At 65.3% G+C, this 22,963-nt stretch carries 22 protein-coding genes; 6 read left to right on the top strand and 16 right to left on the bottom strand.

All coding sequences use genetic code 11. The annotated features are described in order from the left end of the window. Window positions 1-155: 155 nt before the first annotated feature. The 8 genes from LOY42_RS11525 to LOY42_RS11490 all read right to left on the bottom strand — a co-directional run bounded on the left by LOY42_RS11525 (window position 156) and on the right by LOY42_RS11490 (window position 9,409). Entirely contained in the window at window positions 156-1,475 is a 1,320-nt protein-coding gene (locus tag LOY42_RS11525) for a c-type cytochrome (protein WP_408981070.1), read from the bottom strand. A gap of 11 nt (window positions 1,476-1,486) precedes the next feature. Beyond that, window positions 1,487-3,262: a GMC family oxidoreductase gene (locus LOY42_RS11520; RefSeq protein WP_408981078.1), complete on the bottom strand. Its 1,776-nt coding sequence runs from the start codon at window positions 3,260-3,262 to the stop codon at window positions 1,487-1,489. Window positions 3,263-3,274: 12 nt separating this feature from the next. Next, the gene (locus LOY42_RS11515; RefSeq protein ID WP_139670629.1) at window positions 3,275-4,021 is read right to left on the bottom strand and encodes a gluconate 2-dehydrogenase subunit 3 family protein; all 747 of its coding nucleotides are present in this window, start codon (window positions 4,019-4,021) and stop codon (window positions 3,275-3,277) included. 238 nt (window positions 4,022-4,259) lie between these two features. Continuing rightward, window positions 4,260-5,246 carry a D-glycerate dehydrogenase gene (locus tag LOY42_RS11510; protein WP_139670631.1) on the bottom strand — a complete coding sequence of 329 codons (987 nt, stop codon included), beginning with the start codon at window positions 5,244-5,246 and terminating at the stop codon, window positions 4,260-4,262. Between the two features lie 10 nt (window positions 5,247-5,256). Beyond that, on the bottom strand, window positions 5,257-6,534 hold the full coding sequence (locus LOY42_RS11505; protein WP_139670633.1) for an MFS transporter: 1,278 nt from the start codon (window positions 6,532-6,534) through the stop codon (window positions 5,257-5,259). Between the two features lie 57 nt (window positions 6,535-6,591). Then, a complete protein-coding gene (locus LOY42_RS11500) occupies window positions 6,592-7,551 on the bottom strand; it encodes a sugar kinase (RefSeq protein ID WP_258600694.1) in 960 nt (319 codons plus the stop codon). After that, complete coding sequence (locus tag LOY42_RS11495) at window positions 7,544-8,314, bottom strand: sugar phosphate isomerase/epimerase (protein WP_139670637.1); 771 nt, start codon at window positions 8,312-8,314, stop codon at window positions 7,544-7,546. The genes LOY42_RS11500 and LOY42_RS11495 overlap by 8 nt, the downstream gene beginning before the upstream one ends. A gap of 72 nt (window positions 8,315-8,386) precedes the next feature. Further along, window positions 8,387-9,409, bottom strand: a complete 1,023-nt coding sequence (locus LOY42_RS11490) for a LacI family DNA-binding transcriptional regulator (protein ID WP_139670639.1) — start codon at window positions 9,407-9,409, stop codon at window positions 8,387-8,389. A gap of 203 nt (window positions 9,410-9,612) precedes the next feature. Here LOY42_RS11490 and LOY42_RS11485 point away from each other — a divergent pair, with 203 nt between their 5' ends. Then, window positions 9,613-9,795: a hypothetical protein gene (locus LOY42_RS11485; RefSeq protein WP_139670641.1), complete on the top strand. Its 183-nt coding sequence runs from the start codon at window positions 9,613-9,615 to the stop codon at window positions 9,793-9,795. Window positions 9,796-9,967: 172 nt separating this feature from the next. Beyond that, window positions 9,968-11,857 carry a penicillin-binding protein 2 gene (gene mrdA, locus LOY42_RS11480; protein WP_258600691.1) on the top strand — a complete coding sequence of 630 codons (1,890 nt, stop codon included), beginning with the start codon at window positions 9,968-9,970 and terminating at the stop codon, window positions 11,855-11,857. Window positions 11,858-11,979: 122 nt separating this feature from the next. On the opposite strand, the gene LOY42_RS11475 is transcribed toward mrdA, so the two are convergent. Both LOY42_RS11475 and LOY42_RS11470 read right to left on the bottom strand, forming a co-directional pair. Continuing rightward, complete coding sequence (locus tag LOY42_RS11475; RefSeq protein ID WP_258600689.1) at window positions 11,980-12,786, bottom strand: RHS repeat-associated core domain-containing protein; 807 nt, start codon at window positions 12,784-12,786, stop codon at window positions 11,980-11,982. Between the two features lie 145 nt (window positions 12,787-12,931). Further along, a complete protein-coding gene (locus tag LOY42_RS11470; protein WP_258600687.1) occupies window positions 12,932-13,558 on the bottom strand; it encodes a glutathione S-transferase family protein in 627 nt (208 codons plus the stop codon). A 291-nt stretch (window positions 13,559-13,849) separates the two neighbouring features. Between LOY42_RS11470 and LOY42_RS11465 the strand changes: the two genes are divergently transcribed. Both LOY42_RS11465 and LOY42_RS11460 read left to right on the top strand, forming a co-directional pair. Next, the gene (locus tag LOY42_RS11465) at window positions 13,850-14,617 is read left to right on the top strand and encodes an RHS repeat-associated core domain-containing protein (protein WP_258600685.1); all 768 of its coding nucleotides are present in this window, start codon (window positions 13,850-13,852) and stop codon (window positions 14,615-14,617) included. A gap of 66 nt (window positions 14,618-14,683) precedes the next feature. After that, window positions 14,684-15,001, top strand: coding sequence for a DUF2388 domain-containing protein (locus LOY42_RS11460; RefSeq protein ID WP_102684839.1), 318 nt, complete (start codon window positions 14,684-14,686; stop codon window positions 14,999-15,001). Between the two features lie 38 nt (window positions 15,002-15,039). On the opposite strand, the gene LOY42_RS11455 is transcribed toward LOY42_RS11460, so the two are convergent. The 3 genes from LOY42_RS11455 to LOY42_RS11445 all read right to left on the bottom strand — a co-directional run bounded on the left by LOY42_RS11455 (window position 15,040) and on the right by LOY42_RS11445 (window position 17,752). Continuing rightward, the gene (locus LOY42_RS11455; protein WP_102684840.1) at window positions 15,040-15,975 is read right to left on the bottom strand and encodes a 5'-nucleotidase; all 936 of its coding nucleotides are present in this window, start codon (window positions 15,973-15,975) and stop codon (window positions 15,040-15,042) included. A gap of 41 nt (window positions 15,976-16,016) precedes the next feature. Further along, the gene (locus tag LOY42_RS11450) at window positions 16,017-16,715 is read right to left on the bottom strand and encodes an MOSC domain-containing protein (protein ID WP_258600682.1); all 699 of its coding nucleotides are present in this window, start codon (window positions 16,713-16,715) and stop codon (window positions 16,017-16,019) included. 116 nt (window positions 16,716-16,831) lie between these two features. Beyond that, a complete protein-coding gene (locus LOY42_RS11445; protein ID WP_258600680.1) occupies window positions 16,832-17,752 on the bottom strand; it encodes a LysR family transcriptional regulator in 921 nt (306 codons plus the stop codon). Between the two features lie 125 nt (window positions 17,753-17,877). On the opposite strand from LOY42_RS11445, the gene LOY42_RS11440 reads away from it, so the two are divergent. Both LOY42_RS11440 and LOY42_RS11435 read left to right on the top strand, forming a co-directional pair. Further along, window positions 17,878-18,612 carry an SDR family NAD(P)-dependent oxidoreductase gene (locus LOY42_RS11440; protein WP_139670656.1) on the top strand — a complete coding sequence of 245 codons (735 nt, stop codon included), beginning with the start codon at window positions 17,878-17,880 and terminating at the stop codon, window positions 18,610-18,612. 16 nt (window positions 18,613-18,628) lie between these two features. After that, complete coding sequence (locus LOY42_RS11435; protein WP_258600678.1) at window positions 18,629-18,835, top strand: 4-oxalocrotonate tautomerase family protein; 207 nt, start codon at window positions 18,629-18,631, stop codon at window positions 18,833-18,835. A 167-nt stretch (window positions 18,836-19,002) separates the two neighbouring features. Here LOY42_RS11435 and LOY42_RS11430 read toward each other — a convergent pair whose 3' ends face one another. The 3 genes from LOY42_RS11430 to LOY42_RS11420 form a co-directional block, all read right to left on the bottom strand. Further along, window positions 19,003-20,394 carry an aspartate aminotransferase family protein gene (locus LOY42_RS11430; RefSeq protein WP_258600676.1) on the bottom strand — a complete coding sequence of 464 codons (1,392 nt, stop codon included), beginning with the start codon at window positions 20,392-20,394 and terminating at the stop codon, window positions 19,003-19,005. A gap of 22 nt (window positions 20,395-20,416) precedes the next feature. Continuing rightward, window positions 20,417-21,907 carry an aldehyde dehydrogenase gene (locus tag LOY42_RS11425; protein ID WP_139670659.1) on the bottom strand — a complete coding sequence of 497 codons (1,491 nt, stop codon included), beginning with the start codon at window positions 21,905-21,907 and terminating at the stop codon, window positions 20,417-20,419. 67 nt (window positions 21,908-21,974) lie between these two features. Beyond that, the gene (locus tag LOY42_RS11420; RefSeq protein WP_139670661.1) at window positions 21,975-22,823 is read right to left on the bottom strand and encodes a helix-turn-helix transcriptional regulator; all 849 of its coding nucleotides are present in this window, start codon (window positions 22,821-22,823) and stop codon (window positions 21,975-21,977) included. Window positions 22,824-22,963 lie beyond the last annotated feature (140 nt).

The raw sequence follows: 22,963 nt of genomic DNA, 5'->3' as shown, positions 1-22,963 counted from the left end.
GAAATGTAATTTATTAGCATATATTGAAGTGGTTTCGAGGTATTCGGCGGCGTAATCGGCAGCCGAGGGAGCGGGCTTGCCCAACGATCTGGCCAAGCTGCCATCGCGGGACAAGCCCCCTCCCACAACACCTCCCTGTCAATCAGGCCTGTCGATCAAGGCTCCGCAATCCCCGTGGTATCGCCGATCAGTGTCTGCGCCTTGAGCGGCAGCGGTGCCGCCTTGCGCAGCGCCGCCACCTGCCCCGCGGTCACCGCCGCGGCCTGGTTGCCCCAGCTGCTGCGAATGAAGTTGACCACATCGGCCACCTGCTGGTCCGACAGCCGCCAGGCGAAGCCGGGCATGCTGAACGTCGACGGCGCGCTCGCCGTGGCCGGGAGGGTCGCGCCTTCCAGCACGATGTGGATCAGCGAGGTGGCATCCTGCCCCTGCACCACCGGATTGCCTGCCAGCGCCGGGAACACCCGGGCATAGCCCTGGCCGTCGGTACGGTGGCAAGCCCCGCAGTTGTCCACGTACAACGCCGCGCCCTTCTTGCCGTCATCGCCTTGCCACAGCGCCCGGGCCACGCTGGGGTCCGCCTGGAACGGCTGGTCGTCCGGGTTGGTCGGTGGCAAGGTCTTCAGGTAGCGAGCAATGGCCGTCAGGTCGGCATCGCTCATGTACTGCATGCTGTGCTCGACCACGTCGCTCATGCCGCCGAACACCGCCGTGCGCTCGTTGCGGCCGGTCTTGAGGAAGGCGACGATCTGCGCCTCGTTCCAACTGCCCAGGCCGTCCTTGTGGTCGCCGCGCAGGCTCTTGGCGATCCAGCCCTCGAGCGGTGCGCTGCCGGCCAGGAAAGCGTCGCCATCAGTGGTATCCAATGCCTTTTCCTGCAGGGTGATCGCCCGTGGCGTATGACAGGCGCCGCAATGGCCCAGCCCTTCGACCAGGTAGGCACCCCGCGCCACCACCGGATCACGCCCTGCGGCTTCGAACGGCTTGACCTCGGGCGCGAACAACCCACGCCAGAACGCCAGCGGCCAGCGCATGCTCAATGGCCAAGGGATGTCGCTGGCCTTGTTCTGCTGCGCCACCGGCTGCACGCCGTGCATGAAGTAGGCATACAGCGCCTGCATGTCCTGATCGCTGACCCGGGCATAGGACGGGTACGGCATGGCCGGATACAGCGTACTGCCATCCTTTCCGATGCCCTGGCGCACGGCGCGCTCGAAGTCTTCGTAGCGGTACTGGCCGATGCCGCTGACGTCCGGGGTGATGTTGGTCGAATACAGGGTGCCGATCGGCGTCTCCATCGGCAGCCCGCCGGCGAAGGGCTTGCCGCCCTTGGCGGTGTGGCAGGCCACGCAGTCGCCGGCTCGGGCCAGGTACTCGCCCTGCTTGACCAAGGCTGGATCGACGCCGTCGGCGGCATGCAGCAAGGTGCTCGCACCCAGGCCGAGCATGGCGATGAACAGTGTCTTGAGTTTCATGACCGGCCTCCTCATGCCTGCACCAGTGGGCCGGGGTTCTTCAGGTAGCGTTCGCGGATCGCCCGCGCCGACCAGTAGGTCAACGCCGCCACCAGCCCGGTGGGGTTGTAGCCCAGGCCCTGGGGGAAGGCCGAGGCGCCAGGTACGAACACGTTGTGCACGTCCCAGCATTGCAGGTAGCGATTGAGCGCGCTGGTCTTCGGGTCGGTGCCCATGATTGCGCCGCCATTGAGGTGGGTGGTCTGGTAGGTGGAGGCATCGAAGTGCTGGCCGAAGGCCTTTTTCCCCGCGCTGATCGCCTTGGGCCCCATGGCCTCGGCGATCTTGCCCATGCGCTCGACCATGAAGCGGTTCATCTTCACGTCGTTGTCCTTCCAGTCGAAGGTCATGCGCAGCAACGGCTGGCCGTAGGCGTCCTTGTACACCGGGTCCAGGTCGAGGTAGTTGTCGCGATAGGACTGGTGCGCGCCGTGGGCGTCCATCGACAGCATGTGCCGGTAGCTGTCGGCCACCGCGGCCTTCCAGGCACTGCCCCATTTCGGCGTGCCCGGCGGCACCTTGGTGCCGGAGATCGGCTTGGCGCCCGCCTGGTTGACCCAGAACGGCGAGCCGCCGACGAAACCGTGGGGGCCATGGTCGAAGTTGTCGGCGTTGAAATCGTCCACCGCCACACCGTTGCCGCCGGCACCGATGAAGGGGTTGGTGTGGTGGCTGTCGCGGTCGAAGAACGCGGTCACGGTCGAGATGTTCTGGTAGGCAAAATTGCGCCCCACCACCCCCTGGTTGCTGACCGGATCGTAAGGCTTGCCGATGCCCGAGAGCAGCATCAGGCGCACATTGTTGTACTGGAAGGCACCGAGGATCACCAGGTCGGCCGCTTGCTCGACCTCGCGCCCCTGGCTGTCGACATAGGTCACGCCGGTGGCCAGGTGTTTGTCCTGGGTCAGGTTGACCCGCAGCACATGGGCGTTGTTGCGCAACTCGAAGTTGGGCACCTGGCGCAGGGCCGGCAGGATGTTCACGTTGGGCGAGGCCTTGGAGTACATGTAGCAGGCATAGCCGCTGCAATAACCGCAGAAGTTGCACGGCCCCATCTGCGCGCCGTAGGGGTTGGTGTACGGCCCGGAGGTGTTGGCCGACGGCAGGTTGTAGGGGTGATAACCGACTTCACGGGCGGCCTTCTCGAACAGTTGCGCCGACACGGTGCTCTTCTGCGCCACCAGCGGGAAGTCGCTGGAACGGTCGGCGGCGAACGGGTTGCCGCCCTTGTCGCGGCCCACCACCTGGCCCTTGATCGACCAGGCCGTGCCGGAGGTGCCGAACACTTTCTCGGCGAAATCGAAGTATGGCTCCAGCTCTTCGTAGCTCACGCCGAAGTCCTGGATGGTCATGCCTTCGGGGATGAAGGCCTTGCCGTAGCGCTCCTCATAGTGGCTGCGCAGGCGCAGCTCAACCGGGTCGACGCGAAAATGCACGCCGGACCAGTGCAGCCCCGCCCCACCCGTGCCGGTGCCGGGCAGGAAGGCGCCGAACTGGCGATACGGCACGGCCACGTCGTTGATGCTGTGGCGCAGGGTCACGGTCTCGCGGGAGATGTCCATGAACAGCTTCTTGCGCGAGTTGTAGGTCAGCTCGTCCATGGTCTGCGGGTAGACGCCGTCCGGGTAGGTGTCCCGGGCCGGGCCTCGCTCCAGGGCAACCACCTGCAGGCCGGCCTCTGTCAGCTCCTTGGCCATGATTGCCCCGGCCCAGCCGAACCCGACGATGACCACATCGACTTTTTTCATCTGGCTCATGCTTCAACCCCGCTCGCCGCTGATGGAGACCGGCGGGAACGGATAACGCTCGTCGCGCTCCACCCAGTCCATGAAATCGGCGCGGGCGCCGGGGAAGCCCACCAGCTTCCAGCCCACCAACCCCTGGTTGCCGCCGTGCAGCGGGTCGCTGAAAAAGCCTTCGCGGGTGTTGAGCCAGAGCATGTTGAAGAAGCTGGCCGCCGGCAAAGAGGCAAATGTCGCCGTGCCGCCGTCCAGGGCTTCCAGTACCTGCTGCTGGTGCGCAAGACCGAGCTGGGCGAACACCTTGCCGAACTGCGCCTTGCACCAGGCGTCGGTCTCGGCGATGCCCAGCCGGTAGATCTCCTGGGGGTTGAGCTTGAGCTGGTAGCCCAGCTCGCTGGGGGCGTCGGGGTGGAATGGCCCCTGCATGTACCACAGCCCGCCACTGCCGTAGCGGGTGTTGAGCTGGCGGTCGATGAACTCGGGTACGCCGGCATCGGCCGCGCCCGCGCCCAGGGCATCAGTGGGGATGAGCACGGCCACGGCGGCGCTGACGAAGGCCCACTCCTCCTGGGTGAAGAAGGTCGGCTGGTAGGCGCGCGCGGTAACCGGCCGGGCCGGTTCGGCGGCTGCCGGGGTGGCGCTGTCGGCGAGCACTGCACCGCCCAGTCCCGTGCTGGCGAGGGTCGCCACCGGGATCAGGGTCAGGGATTGGCGCAGGAACGCCCGGCGCGCCGGTTGCACGGAGGCGGGTTGGTCCTTGGACATGAGGATGTCTCTCTGTTGATCAGGTCATACGGGAATCGTCGCTCCTTTGGTGGGTGGGGCCGGGGCTGCTGCGCAGCCCTTTCGCCGGCAAGCCGGCTCCCACAGGGACGGCGCTTGGCTTTAGGGCAGCACGGTCAGTGTGGGAGCCGGCTTGCCGGCGAAAGGGTCGCGCAGCGGCCCCACTCCTCGAAATCACACAAGAGCTGTTGTTATCAGGCAAACGAAACGCTTGCCAGGTTCAACGCATACGCAACTCCCACGCCCTCGGGTTGACCAGATTCGTCGGCCGCTCGCCGGCCAGCGCGGCCAGCAGGTTGTCCACTGCGCAGCGGGCCATGGCTTCGCGGGTCTCCAGCGTGGCCGAGCCGATATGCGGGGTGACCACCAGGTTGTCCAGTTGCAGCAGCGGCGAATCCGCCGCCAGCGGCTCCTGCACGAACACGTCCAACCCGGCGCCACGAATGCGCCGCTCGGCCAGCGCCTGCAACAGTGCCGCCTCGTCGAGCACGCGGCCGCGGGAAATGTTCACCAGGATCGCCGAGGGTTTCATCAGGGCCAGCTCGCGCGCGCCGATCAGGTTTTGCGTAGCGCCGGTCAGCGGCAGGCACAGGCAGATGAAATCGGACTCGGCCAGCAACGCGTCAAGGCTGCGATAGCCAGCGCCGTACCGCGCCTCCACCTCGGGCCGCGGGCTGCGGGTGTGGTACAGCACGCGCATGCCGAAACCGGCATGCGCGCGCCGGGCCAGGGCCTCGCCGATACGGCCCATGCCGACGATGCCCAAGGTCTTGCCCTGCACGTCGCAGCCGAACTGCGCCGGCCCGATCCCGGCCCGCCAGTGGCCGGCGCGAATCCAGCCATCGAGCTCGACCACGCGCCGGGCACAGGCCAGGATCAGCGCGAAACCGGTGTCGGCGGTGGTTTCGGTGAGCACGTCGGGGGTGTTGGTCAGCAGCACCCCGCGCTGATCCAGCGCCTCGATATCGTAGTTGTCCACGCCCACCGACACGCTGGAGATCACCTCCAGCTGCGGCGCCAGGTCGAGCAGCGCGCGGTCCAGGCGCAGGCTGGCGCCCAGCAGGCCATGGGCGCCCGGCAGCGCCGCGCGCAAGCGCGCCAGGCCATCGGCGGCCGGCGCTTCCACCAGGGTCACCTCGGCCTGCGCGTGCAGGCGCGCCATCAGTTCATCGGAGAGGCGTTTGTAGGCGACGATGCGCTTTTTCATGCTGAGGCTCCTATCGGCTCGGCGCCAGGTTGTGCCGGCGCGCCTGTTGCAAGGGGTTGAGGACGGCGGTCAGGGCCACGGCCAGCAGCAGTGCACCGCACATGAACAGGTACGAGGCGCCGGGGCCGCCGGTGACACCATTGAGGTAGCCGACCAGATACGAGCCCGAGAACGAGCCCAGCGCGCCCATGCTGTTGATCAGCGCCATGGCGCCCCCGGCGACGTTGGCCGGCAACAGTTCGGGAACGATCGCGAAAAACGGCCCGTAGGGCGCGTACATGCAGGCCCCGGCGATCACCAGCAAGGCGTATGACCACCAGAAGTGCTCGGTGCCCAGGGCATAGGAGCCGTAGAACGCCAGCGCGGCGATCAGCAGCGGCGGCCAGACGAAGCGCTTGCGCTTCTGCAGGCGGTCCGAGGCCCACGACACCCCGAGCATGGCCAGCACCGCCCCCAGGTAGGGCACCGCCGACAGCCAGCCGGCGGTGACGATGTCCAGCGCGGCGGCCTGTTTGAGGATCGACGGTAGCCAGAGGACGAAGCCGTACACACCGATGCTCCAGCAGAAGTACTGCAGCGACAGGATGATCACCGTGGGCGAACGGAATGCCTCGGCATAGTTCTTCACCGGCTTGATGCCCTGCTGCTCGGCCTCCAGCGCTTCGCGCAGCGCGGCCTTCTCCCGGGCATCGAGCCACTTGGCCTGCTCCGGTCGGTCATCGACCAGGCGCCACCAGATGAACGCCCAGAGAATGGCCGGCGCGCCTTCGATGATGAACATCCAGCGCCAGTCGAACTGCTGCACCAGGTAGCCCGAGACCACCGACATCCACAGGATGGTCACCGGGTTGCCGAGGATCAGGAAGGTGTTGGCCCGCGAGCGCTCGGCGCGGGTGAACCAGTGACACAGATAGATGAGCATGGCCGGCATCACCGCCGCCTCGACCACGCCCAGGAGAAAGCGGATGGCGATCAGCCAATAGACGTCGTGGACGATCCCGGTCAGCGTGGCCAGCCCGCCCCAGAGGATCAGGCTGGCGAAGATCAGCTTCTTCACGCTGCGCTTCTGCGCGTACAGGGCGCCCGGCACCTGGAAGAAGAAGTAGCCAAGGAAGAACAGCGCGCCGAGCAGCGACGACAGCGCCGGGGTGATCCTCAGGTCGTCGGCCATGCCCGAGGCCGCGGCGAAGCCGTAGTTGGCCCGGTCGAGGTAGGCCAGGCTGTAGGTAATGAAGACGATGGGCATGATGTACCACCAGCGTCTGGGTGCGAGTCGATCGATCTGCATGGGTGTTCTCCTGGTCTTGTTGTTCTTGTCACATCAGGTTGCGCACAGGCCGGCGCTTCAGCGTGCTTCGCGCACAGGGCTTTCGTGGTGGTCCAGTTCATGACGTTGCGGCAGCCCTTCCATGTCGCCGCGGCTCTGCACCGCGCGGCTGCCGCACCAGTTGCCGCGTGCCACGGCGCGGCGCAGCGGCAAGCCTTCGAGCAAGGCGCTGATCACCCCGACGGCGAAGGCATCGCCCGCACCCACGGTGTCCACTACCCGGGCGACCGGCTGGCCGGGCACCACGCCATGGGCACCCTGGGCATCGCGCCAGTAGGCGCCTTCGGCCCCCAGCTTGATGGCCACGTATTGCGCGCCCTGCTCTAGGTAGAACTCGGCGATGGCCTGCGGCGACTGCCGACCGGTGAGCAGGCGCCCCTCCTCCAGCCCTGGCAGCACCCAGTCGGCCTTGGCCGCCAGGGCGTTGACCTCGCGCACCATGGTCTGGCGGTCGGGCCACAGCGAGGGACGCAGGTTGGGGTCGAAGGAGATGCTGCGGCCATTGGCTCGCATGCCGTCCAGCAACTGGTGACACAGTTCGCGGCAACTGCCTGAAAGCGCCGCCGGAATGCCCGTGGCATGCAGGTGCCTGGCCTGCAACAACGCCGGCCGCAGCAGCGCGGGCGACAGCCGACTGGCCGCCGAATCACGGCGGAAATACTCGACTTTCGGATCGCTGCCATCGTCGCAGCGCTCCTTGAGCTGGAACCCCGTGGGGTGCCCGGCATCGATCTCGACACTGCAACAGTCCAGGCCTTCGCGGCGCAGGCTGTCGAGCACGAAGGCACCGAGCGAGTCGTCGCCGACCCGGCTCAGCCATTGCACCCGCAGGCCCAGGCGTGACAAGCCGATGGCCACGTTGCTGTCGGCACCGGCGATGCGTTTGCCGAAGCCCTCGACCTGGGCCAGGTCGCCCGGCTGCGCCGCCACGAACATGGCCATGGTTTCACCGAAGCACAGCACGTCATGCTCAGCCATGGCACACCTGCCCTTCCAGCTCGGCCAGTTGCGCGACCTGGCGCGCCGTCAGTGCCAGCAGGTCCTCGCCGGCCAGGGGGTACTCGATGGCACGCGGCAGGCCCGGGGCGAAATGCGTCATCAATTCGCGCCACTGGGCCAGGTCGAGGTCCTCGGGCACCACGGCCACAAGGCGCCCGTCGGCGCGGCGCGCCACCGCCTTGCAGTGCACGTAGCGCACCCAATGCCCCAGCAATTGCGCGGCCAGCAGCGGCGACTCGTCGTGCCAGTACCAGTTGCCGATGTCGAAGGTCATGCCCGGCGCCACGCCCTGGACCTGGGCCTCGCGAAAAAACTTCACCAAGGTCTGCAGCCGCCCGCCGTAGGGCGTCTGGTCGTTTTCCACGTACAGCGCCGTCTTGTGCTGCAACAGTGGCGCCAGCGCCTGCAAATCGCAGCCAGCCTGGAAATGACCCAGCGACACCTTGAGCGCCACCGCACCGATCTCACCCGCCAACTGCAGGCGCTGGGCAATCGCGGGCTCCAGGCTGCCGTCCTCGCGCCACAGTTCCAGTGGCGTGGAGTAGAGACTCTGCAGGCCATGCTCGGCGGCCAGGTTGGCCAAGGTAGCGGCATCAGGCGCGGCGTCGAACAGCTCCTCGCGCCACTCCACCCGCCGCGCCCCGGCCGCGGCGAGCAACGGCAGGTAACTGGCCTGACCGAACCGCCTTACGGCATCGGCACCGAAACTCGACAAGCTGATGGAGACAGTGTGCGTGCGCATCGTGGTAGTCCTTGTTCTTGTAGATGAAACCGGTTTCATTTTTTCCCGGCAACAACGGCGTCCGGGACGCCGTCAGTGGTGTGATCGGGTAGAGCCCCGCGCAATGAGCTGCGCGCGCAAATCCAGGCGCCGGGCAGGCAGAGGGCTGCCTTGCAAGCGCTCCAGCAGGCACTGGAACGCCGCAGCGCCGATGCGCCCGGTGGGTTGCGCCAATGCGCTGATGCCGTCGCCCACCAGCGGGTACCAGTCCAGGTCGTCCAGCGCCAGCAGGCCCAGGTCCTGGAACAGCGGCCCGCCCCTGGCGTGCAGCACCCGCACCAGCTCCAGGGTGGCGACTCCGTTGCAACTGAACAGCGCCTGCGGGCCGTGCTCTGCCCCGGCGATGAACGCGCCCAGCTGCTCGGCGAGGCCCGCCCCCACCTCCAGCACCTGCCCGCGCAACCCACGACGCCGGGCGATGGAGGCCTGGAAGGCATCCACGCGCTCCTGCCGCGAGCTGGTGCCATCGAGTGGCTCGGTGACGGCGAGGATGTCGCGATAACCGTTGTGTTCAAGGTGATCCAGCGCCTGCTCGACGGCGTCGCTGTTGTCCAGGCCCACCAGATCGACCGGCAGCCCCGCCAGTTGCCGGTCGACCAGCACCATGGGCAGGTCGCGGGCCAGGCTGGCCAGTTCCCCGGCGCGGTGGCCCAGGGTGTTCACGATCAGGCCGTCGACGTTATACGACTGCAGGGCCTGCAGCTGGCTGCGCTCCTGGGCGTCGTCACAGTCGGTGTTGCACACCACCAGGCTGTAGCCGTGCTGCCGACAGGCCGTCTCGACAGCGTGCATCACTGCCACGGAATAGGGGTTGCGGATATCCGCCAGGAGCATGCCGATCAGCCCGGTGCGGCCGCGCTTGAGGGCACTGGCCATGCGGTTGGGGCGATAGCCCAGGCGCTCGACGACGGCTTCGATCCGCTGCGCGGTAGCCTCGGCGAGCAGTTGCCGATCCTCGCCCATATAGCGCGAGACGGTTGCCTTGGAGACGCCGGCCGCCTTCGCGACCTCGCTGATAGTGACCCGCCCGCGGACGGGAACTGCGTCTTTATCCACCCCTGAGCCCTTCTTGTAGGTGTTTGTGCAGGGTTGATGAAACCGGTTTCAATGAAATCAGGGATGGCCCATGCCGTCAAGTGGCGGGCTTTGTGCCAAAGCAGGCGCATACACTGCCAAACCCTCCCTCCTGCCCTGTACCTCGGCCTTCAGAGCGGTATGGTGATACTTCGGACTTCGCTCGCCCTGCCCTGGAGATCGCCATGACCGCTCTGTTTCGTATCAACCTGGTGCTAATGCTCGCCGGCATGGGAATGGGGGATATCGTGGTGGCCAGCGTCGGGCTGCTGGGCTTGTGCGCAGGTGCCGTGGTGCTCAGCGTTCGCCAGGATGAAGGTGAAGGTGAAGGTGCTGAGGTCACCGGAGAAACTGAATTCATTGCCTAGTTGTGGCGTCAGGTGTTTCCCGCAGCTCACATGAAGGAAACTTCATGATCGCCGCAGCACCCTTGCCTGCGGGCCAGGCCCATGCCTGGGCTGCGCAGGGCGGCGCTCTCGTCTTGAGCCCCACCGCCTGCCCGCGTAGCATCGCCGCCCCACCCGCCGCTCTCCTGTGCTCATGCCGCAACCGATTCCTCTCAAGGACCACGAAAAGGAAAAGCACCTGGTCAACCGCCGGCTGCTGGCCTGCGCCCTGCTGGTGCTCGGCCTGGTGGCGGTGCTGGTAGGTCGGCTCTACGTGCTGCAGGTGTTGCAGCACGACCAGCAGTCGGCGGTGTCGGAAAACAACCGCGTGCACGTGCTGCCGATCCCGCCCGAACGCGGCCTGATCTATGATCGCAACGGCGTGGTGCTGGCCGACAACAAGCCCAGCTTCAACCTGACCATGACCCGCGAGCGGGCCGGCGATTCGAAGAAGGTGCTCGACAACCTGGCGCAAGTCCTGGGACTGTCCGATGACGACCGCCAGCAGTTCGACAAGGACCTGCGCCGCGGCCGCAAGCCGTTCGAGCCGGTGACCCTGCTGGTCGGCCTGAGCGAGGAGCAGATCGCCCTGATCGCGGTCAACCAGTTCCGCCTGCCGGGGCTGGAGGTAGAGCCGCAATTCATTCGCGAGTACCCCTTGGCCGAACACTTCGCCCATTCGGTCGGCTACGTCGGACGCATCAACGAGAAGGAAGCCAAGAGCCTCGACAGCACCGCCTACCGTGGCACCCAGTCGATCGGCAAGACCGGCATCGAGCGTTTCTACGAGGACCAGCTGCACGGCCAGGTGGGCTACGAGGAAGTCGAGACCAACGCCCAGGGCCGGGTGATGCGCGTGCTCAATCATCACAACCCGGTGCCGGGCAAGGACATCGTGCTGAGCCTCGACGCCCACCTGCAGCAAGCCGCCGAGAAGGCCCTGGGCGATCGGCGCGGCGCGGTGGTGGTGCTCGACCCGGCCAACGGCGACGTGCTGGCGATGGTCAGCAACCCGGCGTTCGACCCCAACCTGTTCGTCAAGGGCATCAGCTTCAAGCAATACGCTGCCCTGCGCGACTCCATCGACCGGCCGCTGTTCAACCGGGTGCTGCGCGGGCTGTACGCCCCAGGTTCGACGGTCAAGCCCGAGGTGGCCATCGCCGGCCTCGACAGCGGCGTGATCACCCCCGGCAGCCGGGTGTTCGACCCTGGCTACTACGAGTTGCCCAACTACGAGCACAAGTACCGCAACTGGAACCGCACGGGCGATGGCTGGGTGGACCTGTACAGCGCGATCATGCGCTCCAACGACACCTACTTCTACGACCTGGCGCACAAGCTGGGCATCGACCGCCTGCACGACTACATGGCCGAGTTCGGCCTCGGCCAGAAGGTCTCGCTTGACATGTTCGAGGAAGCGCCGGGGCTGATGCCGTCGCAGGCGTGGAAGCGCGCCACCCGGCGCCAGGCCTGGTTCCCCGGCGAAACGCTGATTCTCGGCATTGGCCAGGGCTACATGCAGGTGACCCCGCTGCAACTGGCCCAGGCCACCAGCCTGCTGGCCAGCAAGGGCGTGTGGCACCGCCCGCACCTGGCCCTGACCATCGGTGGCCAGGCGCCGGTCGACCCGCATCCGATGGCGGATATCGTGCTGCACGACAAGCATGCCTGGGACCAGGTCAGCCAAGGCATGCAGATGGTCATGCACGACCCGCGCGGCATCGCCCGCGCATCCGCCGCCGGCGCCCAGTACCGCATCGCCGGCAAGAGCGGCACCGCGCAGGTGGTGGCGATCAAGCAGGGTGAGCGCTATAACCGCGACAAGACCCTCGAGCGCCACCGCGACAATGCCCTGTTCGTCGGCTTTGCCCCGGCCGATCACCCGGCGCTGGTAGTGGCGGTGATGATCGAGAATGGTGAAGCCGGTGGGCGCGTGGCGGGGCCGGTGGTCCGGGAGGTGATGGATGCGTATCTGCTGGATGAGCAGGGGCATTTGAAGGCGCAATATGTGAGGTTGGCCAAGACGGTTGCGCATACCTTGTGACTGTAAAGCCCAGGCCGCCGCGTTCAGAAAGTGCACCCTCAATTGTACGACACCAAAGCTGCAAATATAGGCTTATTGAAACAGGCCACTTCTCACGAGCGTAATTCTCATTACTTTTTGATTCACTTTCGGGGACGATAATTTTTACCTGTTCGAATTCTTGCACTACCCGGAACAAGACTGACCAACTCATTATCAACATCAAAGGCATCACGATATTGATTCTCACCAGCCTCAAAGATATCGCCAAGCCTATCGAACGGCTCATTATAATTCTTCACCTCAGCTTCGCTAGCGGGCCGGTATGTAGCCTTACCGCGCGCCGAGACTTCCCGTACAATCGTGTCAAATTCTTTGAGATCAACTCCTCTTACATAAAATTCTTCGCCAGAAACTACATACACCAACAGCTTACTTCTTTCGATAGCGGTAGTATCCCGTTTTGGCCCAAGAGAAAAATTCGCCGTATTTCCGGGCTTATCCCAAGCTTCCTGATTACGTGGGGAAAAATCTTCGCCCTCAATAGATCGCGAGGTGGATTTCCGAGTATCTATCAACATTGCCTTTTTTGCCTGTAGCCGCCTGTGACCTGACGGATCAATAGTATTCACGGGATCATTGCCACAGTAAGCATATGCATTGCAACCACCTGCGCGAAAAGGACTTAAACTATCGGGCGACATAAACCTCATTAACACTGGGCTGTACAGCCGATAGCCATTTCCGAGTAAATACCCCAGTAGCGTCTGCTCCTGCAACTGACCATTGAAACCCATTACCGAGGACAGCCCAATGGCAGGCAGCCGATAACCAAAAGCGGTATAGGGCATTTGGGGAATAACCGGCAATGCATGCAGGTGCAGCACCGAACCGTGCCGGTCGGTGGCCAGCAAGGCCATTTTCGAGCTACTAACAGTTGATACTGACATGCACACTCCTGAACAAGGTTCCTGTCTGCATGACTGTGCAGGCAACTTTCATTAGCCCGCAACTGACAAAAATGCCAGGCCTGCCAACCTGCATGCCGTGTGCCCTATCGCAAGGCAAGCCTGTATCTGCTGGTCTGGCGTTGCCTCAACCAGCGGCTTTCGGCATCAGGTCATAGGGGTGTTTCCACCCTGGCATGTCCTGGATTCGCTGCTTCCAGGCTTCGATATGCCCGAACTCGGCAACCGCCAGGCCGGTATCCTCGGGCATGTACACATAGCCCGCCAGCGAAAGATCGGCGATGGTCAGCCGTCCACCCACCATGAACGGCGTGTTCGCCAGGTGCGCATCGACGATCTGGTAGGCCGCCCTGGCCCGCTCGCGCAAAAAACGGGTGATGTCCGACTCGCCAATTTGCTTCAGGCAGTAGATGAAGCGCAACGCCGCGTAGTAGCTGGTGAACTTGTGGTTGTCGAACAGCATCCAGCGCCAGATCTCGCGCTTCTCGTGATCATCACGCGGGCCGAACTGGCCGCTGCGCTCGGCGAGGTAGTCGAGGATCAGCGCCGATTGTGTAAGCGTCTCGCCGGCATGCTCCAGCACCGGCACCTCCCCTTGCTCGTTGACCGCGTCACGCCAGTCTTGCCCACGGGTCTGGCCATGGAAGAAGTCGACGAACACCGGCGCCCAGTCCTGGCCGGTGAGTTCCAGCATCAGCGCTACCTTGTAGGCGTTTCCCGACTCGGCAAAGCAGTGGAGCGTGTATTCGGCCATGGCATCCGGTTCCTTTGATTGGCAGGCTGCAGGACAGCGAGCAAATCATGGGCAAAGGCCGAGGTCAATGTGGGCAAACTGAGCTCACGCTGGCAACTGATCAGTTCGAACGCATCAGCACATACGCTTCACCGCCCTTGCGGTCATGGTGCAGGATGAACATCTCGCCCTGAATGTGCAGACGGCCAGCGGCGTTTGCGAATAGGGCTTGGGATTACTATCAATTTTGCCAGTTGTCGGAGAACAGAAACTCGCTCAATGTCACCGCATTACCCTTCGGACAGCACAGCCATGGAAATCTACCGACGACTAACGCAGTACTCAGCGATCCTGGCCATCGACACTCAAGGTTCCATCGTGAGGCATCAGAACACACATGATGGAACGGCATTTTGCTATACAGCCTTCGGCCATACTCCTTTCAACGGTCGTGCGCTACGCTTCACCGCACAGGTACATGAGCCCTTTGAGGGCTACGTGCTGGGCAAAGGCTATCGAGTGTACAGCCCCATTCTGATGCGTTTTTTTTCCGTGGACAGCCTGAGCCCTTTCGCTGAGGGAGGGATCAATGCTTACGCCTATTGCGCGGGCGATCCGGTTAACCACATTGACCCGTCAGGACATATGCTGCGGATGAACAAGAGCAGTGCCCAAGGATCGAGTGTTTCCGCCACCCGCAAGCCCAAGGGCGCTCCTGCAGATTTTTCACGAACAACGGCCACTACTTCCGTTCCCGATGCTTCGTACTCAACCGCAGGCTCCCGCCAACGTGTTCAGCCAGGTCAGCAATCAGGTACCCATGACACTTCGAACTCGCCGAAGGTTATACGCACTCATGGCACCACAGCGGATTCGGATTCGGACTGGAGTTCGGACTACGATAGCGATGGCGATAGCGGGAATGCATCAAGCGAACGCGCCTACACAGAAGCGCGCGTGCGCGGCGTTCAAGTGTTGCCGAATGTCATCCAACGCGGCCGCATCGCTATCAGTACCGATTATAAGTCAAGCAACATATGGGTTCTTCAGGAGGGACAACACAACTCAAGGAACTCCTGACACCCGCCACCGCTCTTATGAACATGCAGTAACACCCTTGGGCATCACCTTTCCGGAGGACTCGCCATGCGCCACTTACTGCTCGTTCCCTCGCTGCTGCTCCTGCTCCCTGCCGGTGCCGCCCTGGCCCGCGTCGATGCTGGGGACGTCGCCACCTCGGCGGGGGTCTCCGCCTCGCTGTACTCGACCTTCAAGGATGACAAACGGATCATCCCGGCCCGCGACGAGCTGTCGGCCTTCGTCGCCAGTGGCGGTGCCATTCGCGGGGCCTATCTGGAAGCGGCGCTGGCCGAGGTGCGCCAGGCCAATCCGGGGCTGCAGGCCAGTGACGAAGAGCTGGCCCAGGCGCTGCTGTCACAGGATGACAGGCTGGCGGATCACTGACGGACCAGGGCGACCTGGCGCCGCTTGCGCGGCGCCGGTCAGCCCGGGCGGTTGGTCACACCGAACGGGATATGCACCGACGGCACCACCGTGCTGGTGCTCTTAAGGTGCCCGGACTGGTCATCGAAGAAGATATGCGGCTTTAGCACCTGCAATACCCTGCGCTTCTCGATACCACCCAGGAAGAACGCATCATTGGCCATTACCCCCCAGCTTTTCAGGGTATTGAGCGCCCGCTCGTGTGAAGGTGCGTTGCGCGCCGTGACGATTGACACCCGCAGGCGGTTCTCGTAAGTGGGATTGGCCAGCTTGTGCTGCTCCTCGGCCGCCTGGATGCGGGCAATGCGCACGAAGAACTCCTTGAGCGGGCCGGGGTTGTGCGGCTGGGTGACATTGATCACTTCATGGGCGTGGAAGCTGCCCAGGCCGCCCGACTGCATCACCGCTTCCGACTCATCGCCGGCCAGCACACCGTCGAAGTCGAAGGCGATGCGCAGGTTATCGTCGCTTTCATCGTCGTCGAACTTCGAATCCAGCACCTGCCCCGCCGGGTAACCAGCCTTGATCGCGGCGTCCACGTGCTGCTTGTCGGCGGACAGGAACAGCGCGATGTTCAACGCCGGGATGTACTCATACGGCGAGCGGCCTTGGGTGAAGATCGCCCGGGTCATGTTCAAGCCGTAGTGACCAATGGTCTTCATCACCCGCATGCCGGTGTCCGGGTCGTTCTGCGACAGCAATACCACCTCCACCAACGGGTCCTCGGGGTCGCCGCGCAGGTCATTGAGCGCCAGCAGGCGCTTGATGAAGGGATAGGCAATGCCCTTGCCCAGCGGCTCATCCAGGTGCTGCTCCTGGTACTTGCGGTATTGCGCCTCGCCGTCGCGGCGGAACACGGCGTCCGACTCGCTCAGGTCGAACACGGCGCTGGAAGCGACACCGATGACCAGGCGATCATCCAGTTCGAAGGCCATGGGGCATTCCTTGTGTGGGTAGATGTTCTGCGCGATGCCGTTCAGCTGTCGCTGCGGCCGTGCAGGCGCGAAGTCCAGTCCTCGACCTGGCGTTGCTCCAGGCGCTTTTCCAGAGTGCGACGCCAGTTCGGCACCAGCGGCAGTTCCAGGCACTCGCGCAACAGGCCGGGCTCCAGTTGCTTGTCGAACAGCACCGCCGAAAGCCGCGCCACCGACCACTGGCCATAGGGCCGCTCGACCAGTTGCAGGGCATCGCCCGCCTGTACCTCGCCCTCCTCCAGCACCCGGTAGTACCAGCCGGTGCGTCCGCTCTGCTGCACCCGCAGCGCCATCTGCTCCACGTCGAAACGGTCGTTGAGCTTCCAGCACGGCATGCGCCCCTGGGAGATCTCCAGCAATGCCGTGCCGACGCGGATACGGTCGCCCAGGCACACATCGGCCTCGCGCCAGCCGCTGCTGCTGAAGTTCTCGCCGAAGGCACCCGGCCGGGTCAGCAAGGGGTGTTCGCCGAGTTCCGCGACCCAGTCGGGGTAGTGATCGCGGGGATAGTGGTGGATGGCCTTCTCGACGCCGCCGTGCACGCGCAGATCGCCCTGTTCGTCACCGGCGATACCGAGCAAGGTCACCCGCAAGGGGCCTTGGCGGGGTTGCTTGTCGATGGCGCTGAGGGAACCTGGGCGGGTGAATGGCCGGGCGCTGCCGGTGAGCAGGCTGTCCAGGCGCGGGCTGGGCGAGGTCATGCGGCGGTCTCGTGGTGAAGTCCGGGAGAGCTTACACCAGAGCCCGCGAGAGGCCCAACCGGCCGATTGCCGGAGCTGCTCAGAGCATAGTCCGCCAAGGTCGGCGCCACAGGGCTTCAGCCCAACGGCAGACCCACCTCGGCCACCAGGAAGTCGATGAACACGCGGACCTTCAGCGGCATGTGGCGGGCCTGGGGATAGACCAGCATGAACGGCCGCGACGTGCCGCCATGCCCGGCCAGCACCTCCACCAGCTCGCCGCTGTCCAGGGCGTCCTGCACGGTGAAGCGGTAGGCCTGCATCAGCCCGCCGCCATGACGCACCAGGGTGGTGGTGGCGAGAAAATCGCCCAGGCAGGTCAAGGCGCCCTGGGTTTCCAGTTCGACCCATTGCCCCTCGCGACGAAAACTCCAGGGAGGACGCCGGCCATTGCTGGGCAGTTCGAACTGGATGCACTGGTGCCCGGCCAAGTCCTCAAGGGTCTGTGGCACACCGGCCTGGGCCAGGTAGCCCGGGGTGGCGACCACCACCAGCTCGGCATCCTCCAGGCGCCGGGCCACCAGCCGCGAGTCGGCCGGTGCGCGTCCGCGAATCGCCAGGTCGAAATGCTCTTCGGCGAAATCGACGTTGCGGTTGCTCACGTGCACGTCCACCTGCACCCGCGGATAGCGTTGGCGAAAACGCGGCAGCAGCGGCAACAGGCGGTGATGGGCGTAAGGCGTCGGCGCGCTGATACGCAGGCAGCCCGCAGGCTCGAGCTGACCACCGGTGACCTGGCGCTCGGCCTCGACCAGTTGGCCCAGCGCCTGGCGGCAATGCTGGTAGTAGGCCTGGCCGGCCTCGCTCAGGCGCATCTGCCGGGTGGTGCGCACGAACAGGCGCACGCCCAGGCGTTCCTCCAGGCGCGCCACCGAACGGCTCACCGCCGCGGGGGTGACACTGGCGAGGGTCGCGGCTTCGGTAAAGCTGCGGGCATCGGCGGCAAGGCAGAACAGCTCCAGGCTGCCCAGTTGCAGATCATCGAAGTGGCGGGTCATGGGTGGCTCGATTGATTACATGATGTATCGATTGAAATGCCACACGCCTCATTTTTCAAGTCGGCGTTACAGCCTAGAGTGGCTGCACACCCGAGCACTGGCTCGACCCACCGGAGATTTCCCCCATGAGCACCGCAAGAACCGTCATCATCACCGGCGCCTCCAGCGGCCTGGGCTTCGCCCTGGCCCAGGCCTTCCTCGAACGTGGCGACAACGTGGTCGGCAACGCCCGCACCCAGGCTCGTCTGGACCAGGCCGCCGCCCGCCTGGGCAACCCGCGTGGCTTTATCGGCGTGGCCGGCGACATCGCCGAGAAAGCCACTGCAGAGCGGTTGTTCGCCGCCGCCCAGAAAGCTTTTGGCCAGGTCGACATCCTGGTCAACAACGCCGGCATCTTCATCCCGAAACCTGTGACCGACTACACCGAGGCCGATGTCGACGCGCTGGTCGGCACCAACCTCAAGGGCTTCTTCTACCCCGCCCAGGCCGCCGCCCGGGTGATGAAGGCCCAAGGGCACGGGCATATCGTCGCGATCACCGCTTCGGTGGCGCTGCAACCGGACACCCGTGTGCCGGCACTATTGCCGGTGCTGGTCAAGGGCGGGCTGAACCAGGCGGTCAAGGGCCTGGCGCTGGAACTGGCTGCCAGCGGCGTGCAGGTCAACGCCGTGGCCCCGGGGATCATCGACACCCCGCTGCACAACGGCAGCACCGAAGGCCTCGGCGCACTGTCGCCGAGTGGACGCACCGGCCAGCCCGAGGACGTGGTGAACGCCGTGCTGTACCTGACCGACGCGCGCTTCGTCAGCGGCGCCGTGCTGCCCGTCGACGGTGGCAGCACCGCCGGCACCTGGCACTGAAACGGGAGCCACGCACATGCCTTATGTCCATATCCGCATCACCGAAGAAGGCGTCACGGCCGAACACAAACGCCAGCTGATCGAAGGCACCACGCGTTTGCTGGAACAGGTGCTGAACAAGCCACCGGCAAGCACTTTCGTGGTCATCGAGGAGGTGCCCACCGACAACTGGGGGGTCGCGGGTGAGACGGTGACGGCGCTGCGCCAGCGCGAGCGGCGCTGAAACCATCACGGGCGAAAGGGTAATGTCTGTCAGTTCGCGTCACTGGGGCTGCTACGCAACCCCTCGCCGGCAAGCCGGCTCCCACAGGTACAGCGCGGAACTCACGAATTGCGCGGACCCTGTGGGAGCCGGCTTGCCGGCGAAGGGGCGCCTGCGCGCCCCGGGTTTCAGCCTCGGCCCACCGATCGTGCCACACGGTCCACCGCGATACGCGTCTTCTCCACCAGTTCGTCCAGCTCGCCACGGCTGGCCACCAGGGCCGGCGCCATGATCATCCGCCCCAGGGTCGAGCGGATGATCACCCCTTCCTCGAAACCAAAGGTGCGGCACTGCCAGGCCAGGTCGTTCTCGTTGGCGAAGCGCTTGCGCGTGGCCTTGTCCTCGGCGAACTGCAAGGCTGCCACCAGCCCGGTGCCCTGTACTTCACCGATCAACGGGTGATCGGCGAACACCTCGCGCAGGATGCGCTGCAGGTACGGGCCGGTGTCGTCCTTGACCCGGCGCACGATACCCTCGTCGCGCAAGGCCTTGAGGTTGGCGATGGCTACCGCCGCCGCCACCGGGTGGCCGGAATAGGTCAGGCCGTGGGCGAATACCCCGCCCCGCTCCACCAACGCCTCGGCAATACGCTTGCTCAACACCAGGCCGCCCATGGGCACGTAGCCGCTGGTCAGGCCCTTGGCGATGGACAGCGTATCCGGCTCGAAGCCGAAGTGCTGGTGGGCGCACCATTCGCCGGTGCGGCCGAAACCACCAATCACCTCGTCGGCGCACAGCAGCACGTCGTACTGGCGGCAGATGCGCTGGATCTCGGGCCAGTAGCTCTCGGGCGGGAAGATCATGCCGCCGGCGCCCTGGAACGGCTCGGCGATGAAGCCCGCAACGTTCTCGGCGCCCAGTTCGAGGATCTTCTCCTCCAGTTGCTGGGCGCAACGGCGGCCGAATTCCGCCGGGGTCAGCTCGCCACCCGCGGCGAACCAGTACGGTTCGTCGATATGCGCCACATCCGGGATCAACCCGCCCATTTCGTGCATGAACTTCATGCCACCCAACGCCGTGGCCGCCAGGGTCGAGCCGTGGTAGCCGTTCCAGCGGCCGATCATGATCTTCTTGCGCGGCTGGCCGACCACCTGCCAGTAACGGCGCACGGTGCGGATCAGCACCTCGTTGGCCTCGGAGCCGGAGTTGGTGTAGATGGCGTGGCTGTAGTGGCCGGGCAGCAGGCTGAACAGCAGCTCGGACAGCTCGATCACCGCCGGGTGGGTGGTGTGGAAAAACATGTTGTAGTAGGCCAGCTGGTCCATCTGCGCGGCGGCGGCGGCAGTCAGGTCCTTGCGGCCATAACCGAGCTGGGTGCACCACAGGCCGGACATGCCGTCCAGGTAGCGGCGACCGTCGTTGTCCCACAGGTACAGGCCCTCGCCGCGGGTGATGACCCGCGGTCCCTCGGCGTTGAGCGCCTTCTGGTCGAGGAAGGCGTGAATGTGGTGGGCGGCGTCGCCAGCCTGGTAGTCGCGGGTATCGCGTTTGCCGGTCGCCGGGGTGATGGGTGCGTTCATTGTTGTTCTCCTCGGGTGAATATCAGCGCAGCTGGATCCAGGTGGTCTTGAGCTGGGTGTACTTGTCGAACGAATGCAGCGAGAGGTCGCGACCGAAACCGGACTGGCGCCCACCACCGAACGGCACGGTCACATCCAGGGCGTCGACGGTGTTGACCGACACCGTGCCGGCCCTGAGCCGTCGGGCCACGCGGTGGGCACGGTTGAGATCGTCGCTCCACACCGACGCGGCCAGCCCATAAACGCTGTCGTTGGCCAGGGCGATGGCCTGCTCCTCGTCGTCGAAGGTGCTGACCGCCAGCACCGGGCCGAAGATCTCGTCACGGGCCAGGGCCATGTCCTGGCGCACGTCGGTGAAGATCGTTGGCGTGATGAAGTTGCGCGAGCCGTTCACGCTCAGGCGCTCACCGCCGCAGCGCAGTCGTGCGCCCTGCTCCCGGGCCTGGCCGATGGCGGCTTCGATACGCGCGGTCTGCGTGGCATCGACGATGGCGCCGGCACGGCTGGCCGGGTCCAGCGGGTCGCCCGGCAGCCATTCACGGGCCTGGCGCAGCAGACGCTCAACGAACTCGTCGTGGATCGAGCGCTGCACGTACAGCCGCGAATTGGCCGAGCACACCTCGCCCTGGTTGAAGAAGATGCCGAACGCGGCCTTTTGCGCCGCCAGGTCGAGGTCGCGGCAATCGTCGAACACCAGGTTCGGGCTCTTGCCGCCGCATTCGAGCCACACCTGCTTGAGGTTCGACTGCGCCGAATACTGCATGAAGTACTTGCCCACCTGGGTAGAGCCGGTGAACACCAGGCAATCCACGTCCGGGTGCAGGCCCAGGGCACGGCCAGCGGTTTCGCCCAGGCCCGGTACCACGTTGAGCACGCCCTCCGGCAACCCGGCCTCCAGGGCCAGCTCGGCCAGGCGCAGAGCCGAGAATGGCGACTGCTCGGCGGGCTTGAGCACCACGCTGTTGCCTGCGGCGAGCGCCGGGGCGACCTTCCAGGCGGCCATGTCCAGCGGGAAGTTCCACGGCACCACCGCGCCGACCACGCCCAACGCCTCGCGGCTGATCATCGCCACGGCGCTGGCGGCGGTCGGGGCGACCTGGTCATAGAGCTTATCCAGCGCCTCGCCATACCAGGCGAACACCTGGGCCGCGCCGGGCACATCGATGCTGTAGGCATCCATCACCGGCTTGCCCATGTTCAGCGAGTCGAGCAGCGCCAGTTCCTCGCGGTGGGCCAACATCAGCTCGGCCAGGCGCAGCAGTACGCGCTTGCGCTCGGCCGGCGCCATGCGTGCCCAGGGACCGTGCTCGAAGGCGCGGCGGGCGGCGCTCACCGCCTGGTCGATCTCGCTGTCGGCACAGGCGGCGACCTGGGCCAGGCACTGCTCGGTCGCCGGGTTGATGGCGGCGAAGGTGGCGCCGTCGCGGGCCGCCACCGGGCGCCCGTCAATCAATGCGGTGGTGATGAAGCTTTGCCGCGCGGCGCGCTGCAGCCAATCGCTTTTCGTATGCACGCAGGTCTCCCCTCCGGCCACACCCGGGCCGGTGATTGTCGTTGTCTGGATGAGGTGAAGCGGTGGGTCAGCGCCGTCGCAGGTAGCTTTCCAGCGGGTCCTTGCTCAAGCCTTCCTGGGCCTGGGCCAGCGAGGCGATGAACAGCGAGAACAGCTCGGCCTGGGTGGCGATATCGAGCTTGGCGTAGAGGTTCTTGCGGTGGGTCTTGACCGTGTCTTCGCTGATGCCCAGGCGCTCGGCCAGCGAACGCGTGGAATGGCCGCGCAGCAGGTACTGGGCGACATGGCACTCACGCTCGGTGAGCAAGGACGAGCCGAAGTTGTTCAGCGCGGCGTTGATCTGCCGCCCCAGCGCGCTTTCGAAGCGCCCGCCCAGGGCCTCGGCATCCAGTTGCCCCCAGTGCCGGCGCACCACCGCCGCCACCCAGGCGGCGACGCACTTGAGCTCGGCCACCTGGCGACTGCCCAGGCGCCGGGTGCTGCCCAGGGCCACGGCGATGGTCAGCTGGGCGTCCAGCGGCACCAGGTAGTTGAGTTCGTCCTCCAGGTGCGCGTGCTGGTAGAACGAGGTGTAGTACTCGCTGCGCTTGAAGTGGTCGGGGGCGACATCGCTCAGGCGATAGCAACCGGCGGGCACGCCGTCCATACAGGCGCGGTAGAACGGGCACAGCAGGTAGTAGCCTTCGAGGTACTTCTGCACGTTGCCCTCGGGCAGCCAGGGTCCCTCGTCGTCCTTGGCGAACAGCGCCGACGGCAGGCCCTTGCGCGGGTAGAGGAACACGGTGATGGCCTGGCACGCTGCCAGTTGGTTGAGCGCGGCGAACAGTGCCTCGACGAAGCCTGGGGTGCCGATGGCGTCGACCACGCGGGCCATCTGCGCATACCAGTCGGGCGAATTCAGCTGGGCATTGCTCATTATTATCTTCCCCGCCAGGGTGAGTGCTGGACGGGATTGTTTCATGGGGGGGACGGGGCGGCTATCACCCTTCGGGGTGAGAGGCGACCATCGTTCCGCCTGTAGCGACGCCATCGCGGGGCAAGCTCCTACAGGTAACC

The sequence above is a fragment of the Pseudomonas sp. B21-023 genome (assembly GCF_024749165.1).
Classification (GTDB): domain Bacteria; phylum Pseudomonadota; class Gammaproteobacteria; order Pseudomonadales; family Pseudomonadaceae; genus Aquipseudomonas.
The sequence above is the reverse complement of the archived record's forward strand: the minus strand, read 5'-3'. Positions and strand labels throughout refer to the sequence as shown.

Coding starts and splice junctions, on each gene's coding strand:
- LOY42_RS11485 (WP_139670641.1), top strand. CDS start 9,613: ATGACCGCTCTGTTTCGTATCAACCTGGTGCTAATGCTCGCCGGCATG.
- LOY42_RS11440 (WP_139670656.1), top strand. CDS start 17,878: ATGAGCACCGCAAGAACCGTCATCATCACCGGCGCCTCCAGCGGCCTG.
- LOY42_RS11470 (WP_258600687.1), bottom strand. CDS start 13,558: ATGGCCGAATACACGCTCCACTGCTTTGCCGAGTCGGGAAACGCCTAC.
- LOY42_RS11505 (WP_139670633.1), bottom strand. CDS start 6,534: ATGCAGATCGATCGACTCGCACCCAGACGCTGGTGGTACATCATGCCC.
- LOY42_RS11500 (WP_258600694.1), bottom strand. CDS start 7,551: ATGGCTGAGCATGACGTGCTGTGCTTCGGTGAAACCATGGCCATGTTC.
- LOY42_RS11520 (WP_408981078.1), bottom strand. CDS start 3,262: ATGAAAAAAGTCGATGTGGTCATCGTCGGGTTCGGCTGGGCCGGGGCA.
- LOY42_RS11475 (WP_258600689.1), bottom strand. CDS start 12,786: ATGTCAGTATCAACTGTTAGTAGCTCGAAAATGGCCTTGCTGGCCACC.
- LOY42_RS11510 (WP_139670631.1), bottom strand. CDS start 5,246: ATGAAAAAGCGCATCGTCGCCTACAAACGCCTCTCCGATGAACTGATG.
- LOY42_RS11455 (WP_102684840.1), bottom strand. CDS start 15,975: ATGGCCTTCGAACTGGATGATCGCCTGGTCATCGGTGTCGCTTCCAGC.
- LOY42_RS11430 (WP_258600676.1), bottom strand. CDS start 20,394: ATGAACGCACCCATCACCCCGGCGACCGGCAAACGCGATACCCGCGAC.
- LOY42_RS11465 (WP_258600685.1), top strand. CDS start 13,850: ATGGAAATCTACCGACGACTAACGCAGTACTCAGCGATCCTGGCCATC.
- LOY42_RS11445 (WP_258600680.1), bottom strand. CDS start 17,752: ATGACCCGCCACTTCGATGATCTGCAACTGGGCAGCCTGGAGCTGTTC.
- LOY42_RS11450 (WP_258600682.1), bottom strand. CDS start 16,715: ATGACCTCGCCCAGCCCGCGCCTGGACAGCCTGCTCACCGGCAGCGCC.
- LOY42_RS11420 (WP_139670661.1), bottom strand. CDS start 22,823: ATGAGCAATGCCCAGCTGAATTCGCCCGACTGGTATGCGCAGATGGCC.
- LOY42_RS11525 (WP_408981070.1), bottom strand. CDS start 1,475: ATGAAACTCAAGACACTGTTCATCGCCATGCTCGGCCTGGGTGCGAGC.
- LOY42_RS11435 (WP_258600678.1), top strand. CDS start 18,629: ATGCCTTATGTCCATATCCGCATCACCGAAGAAGGCGTCACGGCCGAA.
- LOY42_RS11460 (WP_102684839.1), top strand. CDS start 14,684: ATGCGCCACTTACTGCTCGTTCCCTCGCTGCTGCTCCTGCTCCCTGCC.
- LOY42_RS11515 (WP_139670629.1), bottom strand. CDS start 4,021: ATGTCCAAGGACCAACCCGCCTCCGTGCAACCGGCGCGCCGGGCGTTC.
- mrdA (WP_258600691.1), top strand. CDS start 9,968: ATGCCGCAACCGATTCCTCTCAAGGACCACGAAAAGGAAAAGCACCTG.
- LOY42_RS11495 (WP_139670637.1), bottom strand. CDS start 8,314: ATGCGCACGCACACTGTCTCCATCAGCTTGTCGAGTTTCGGTGCCGAT.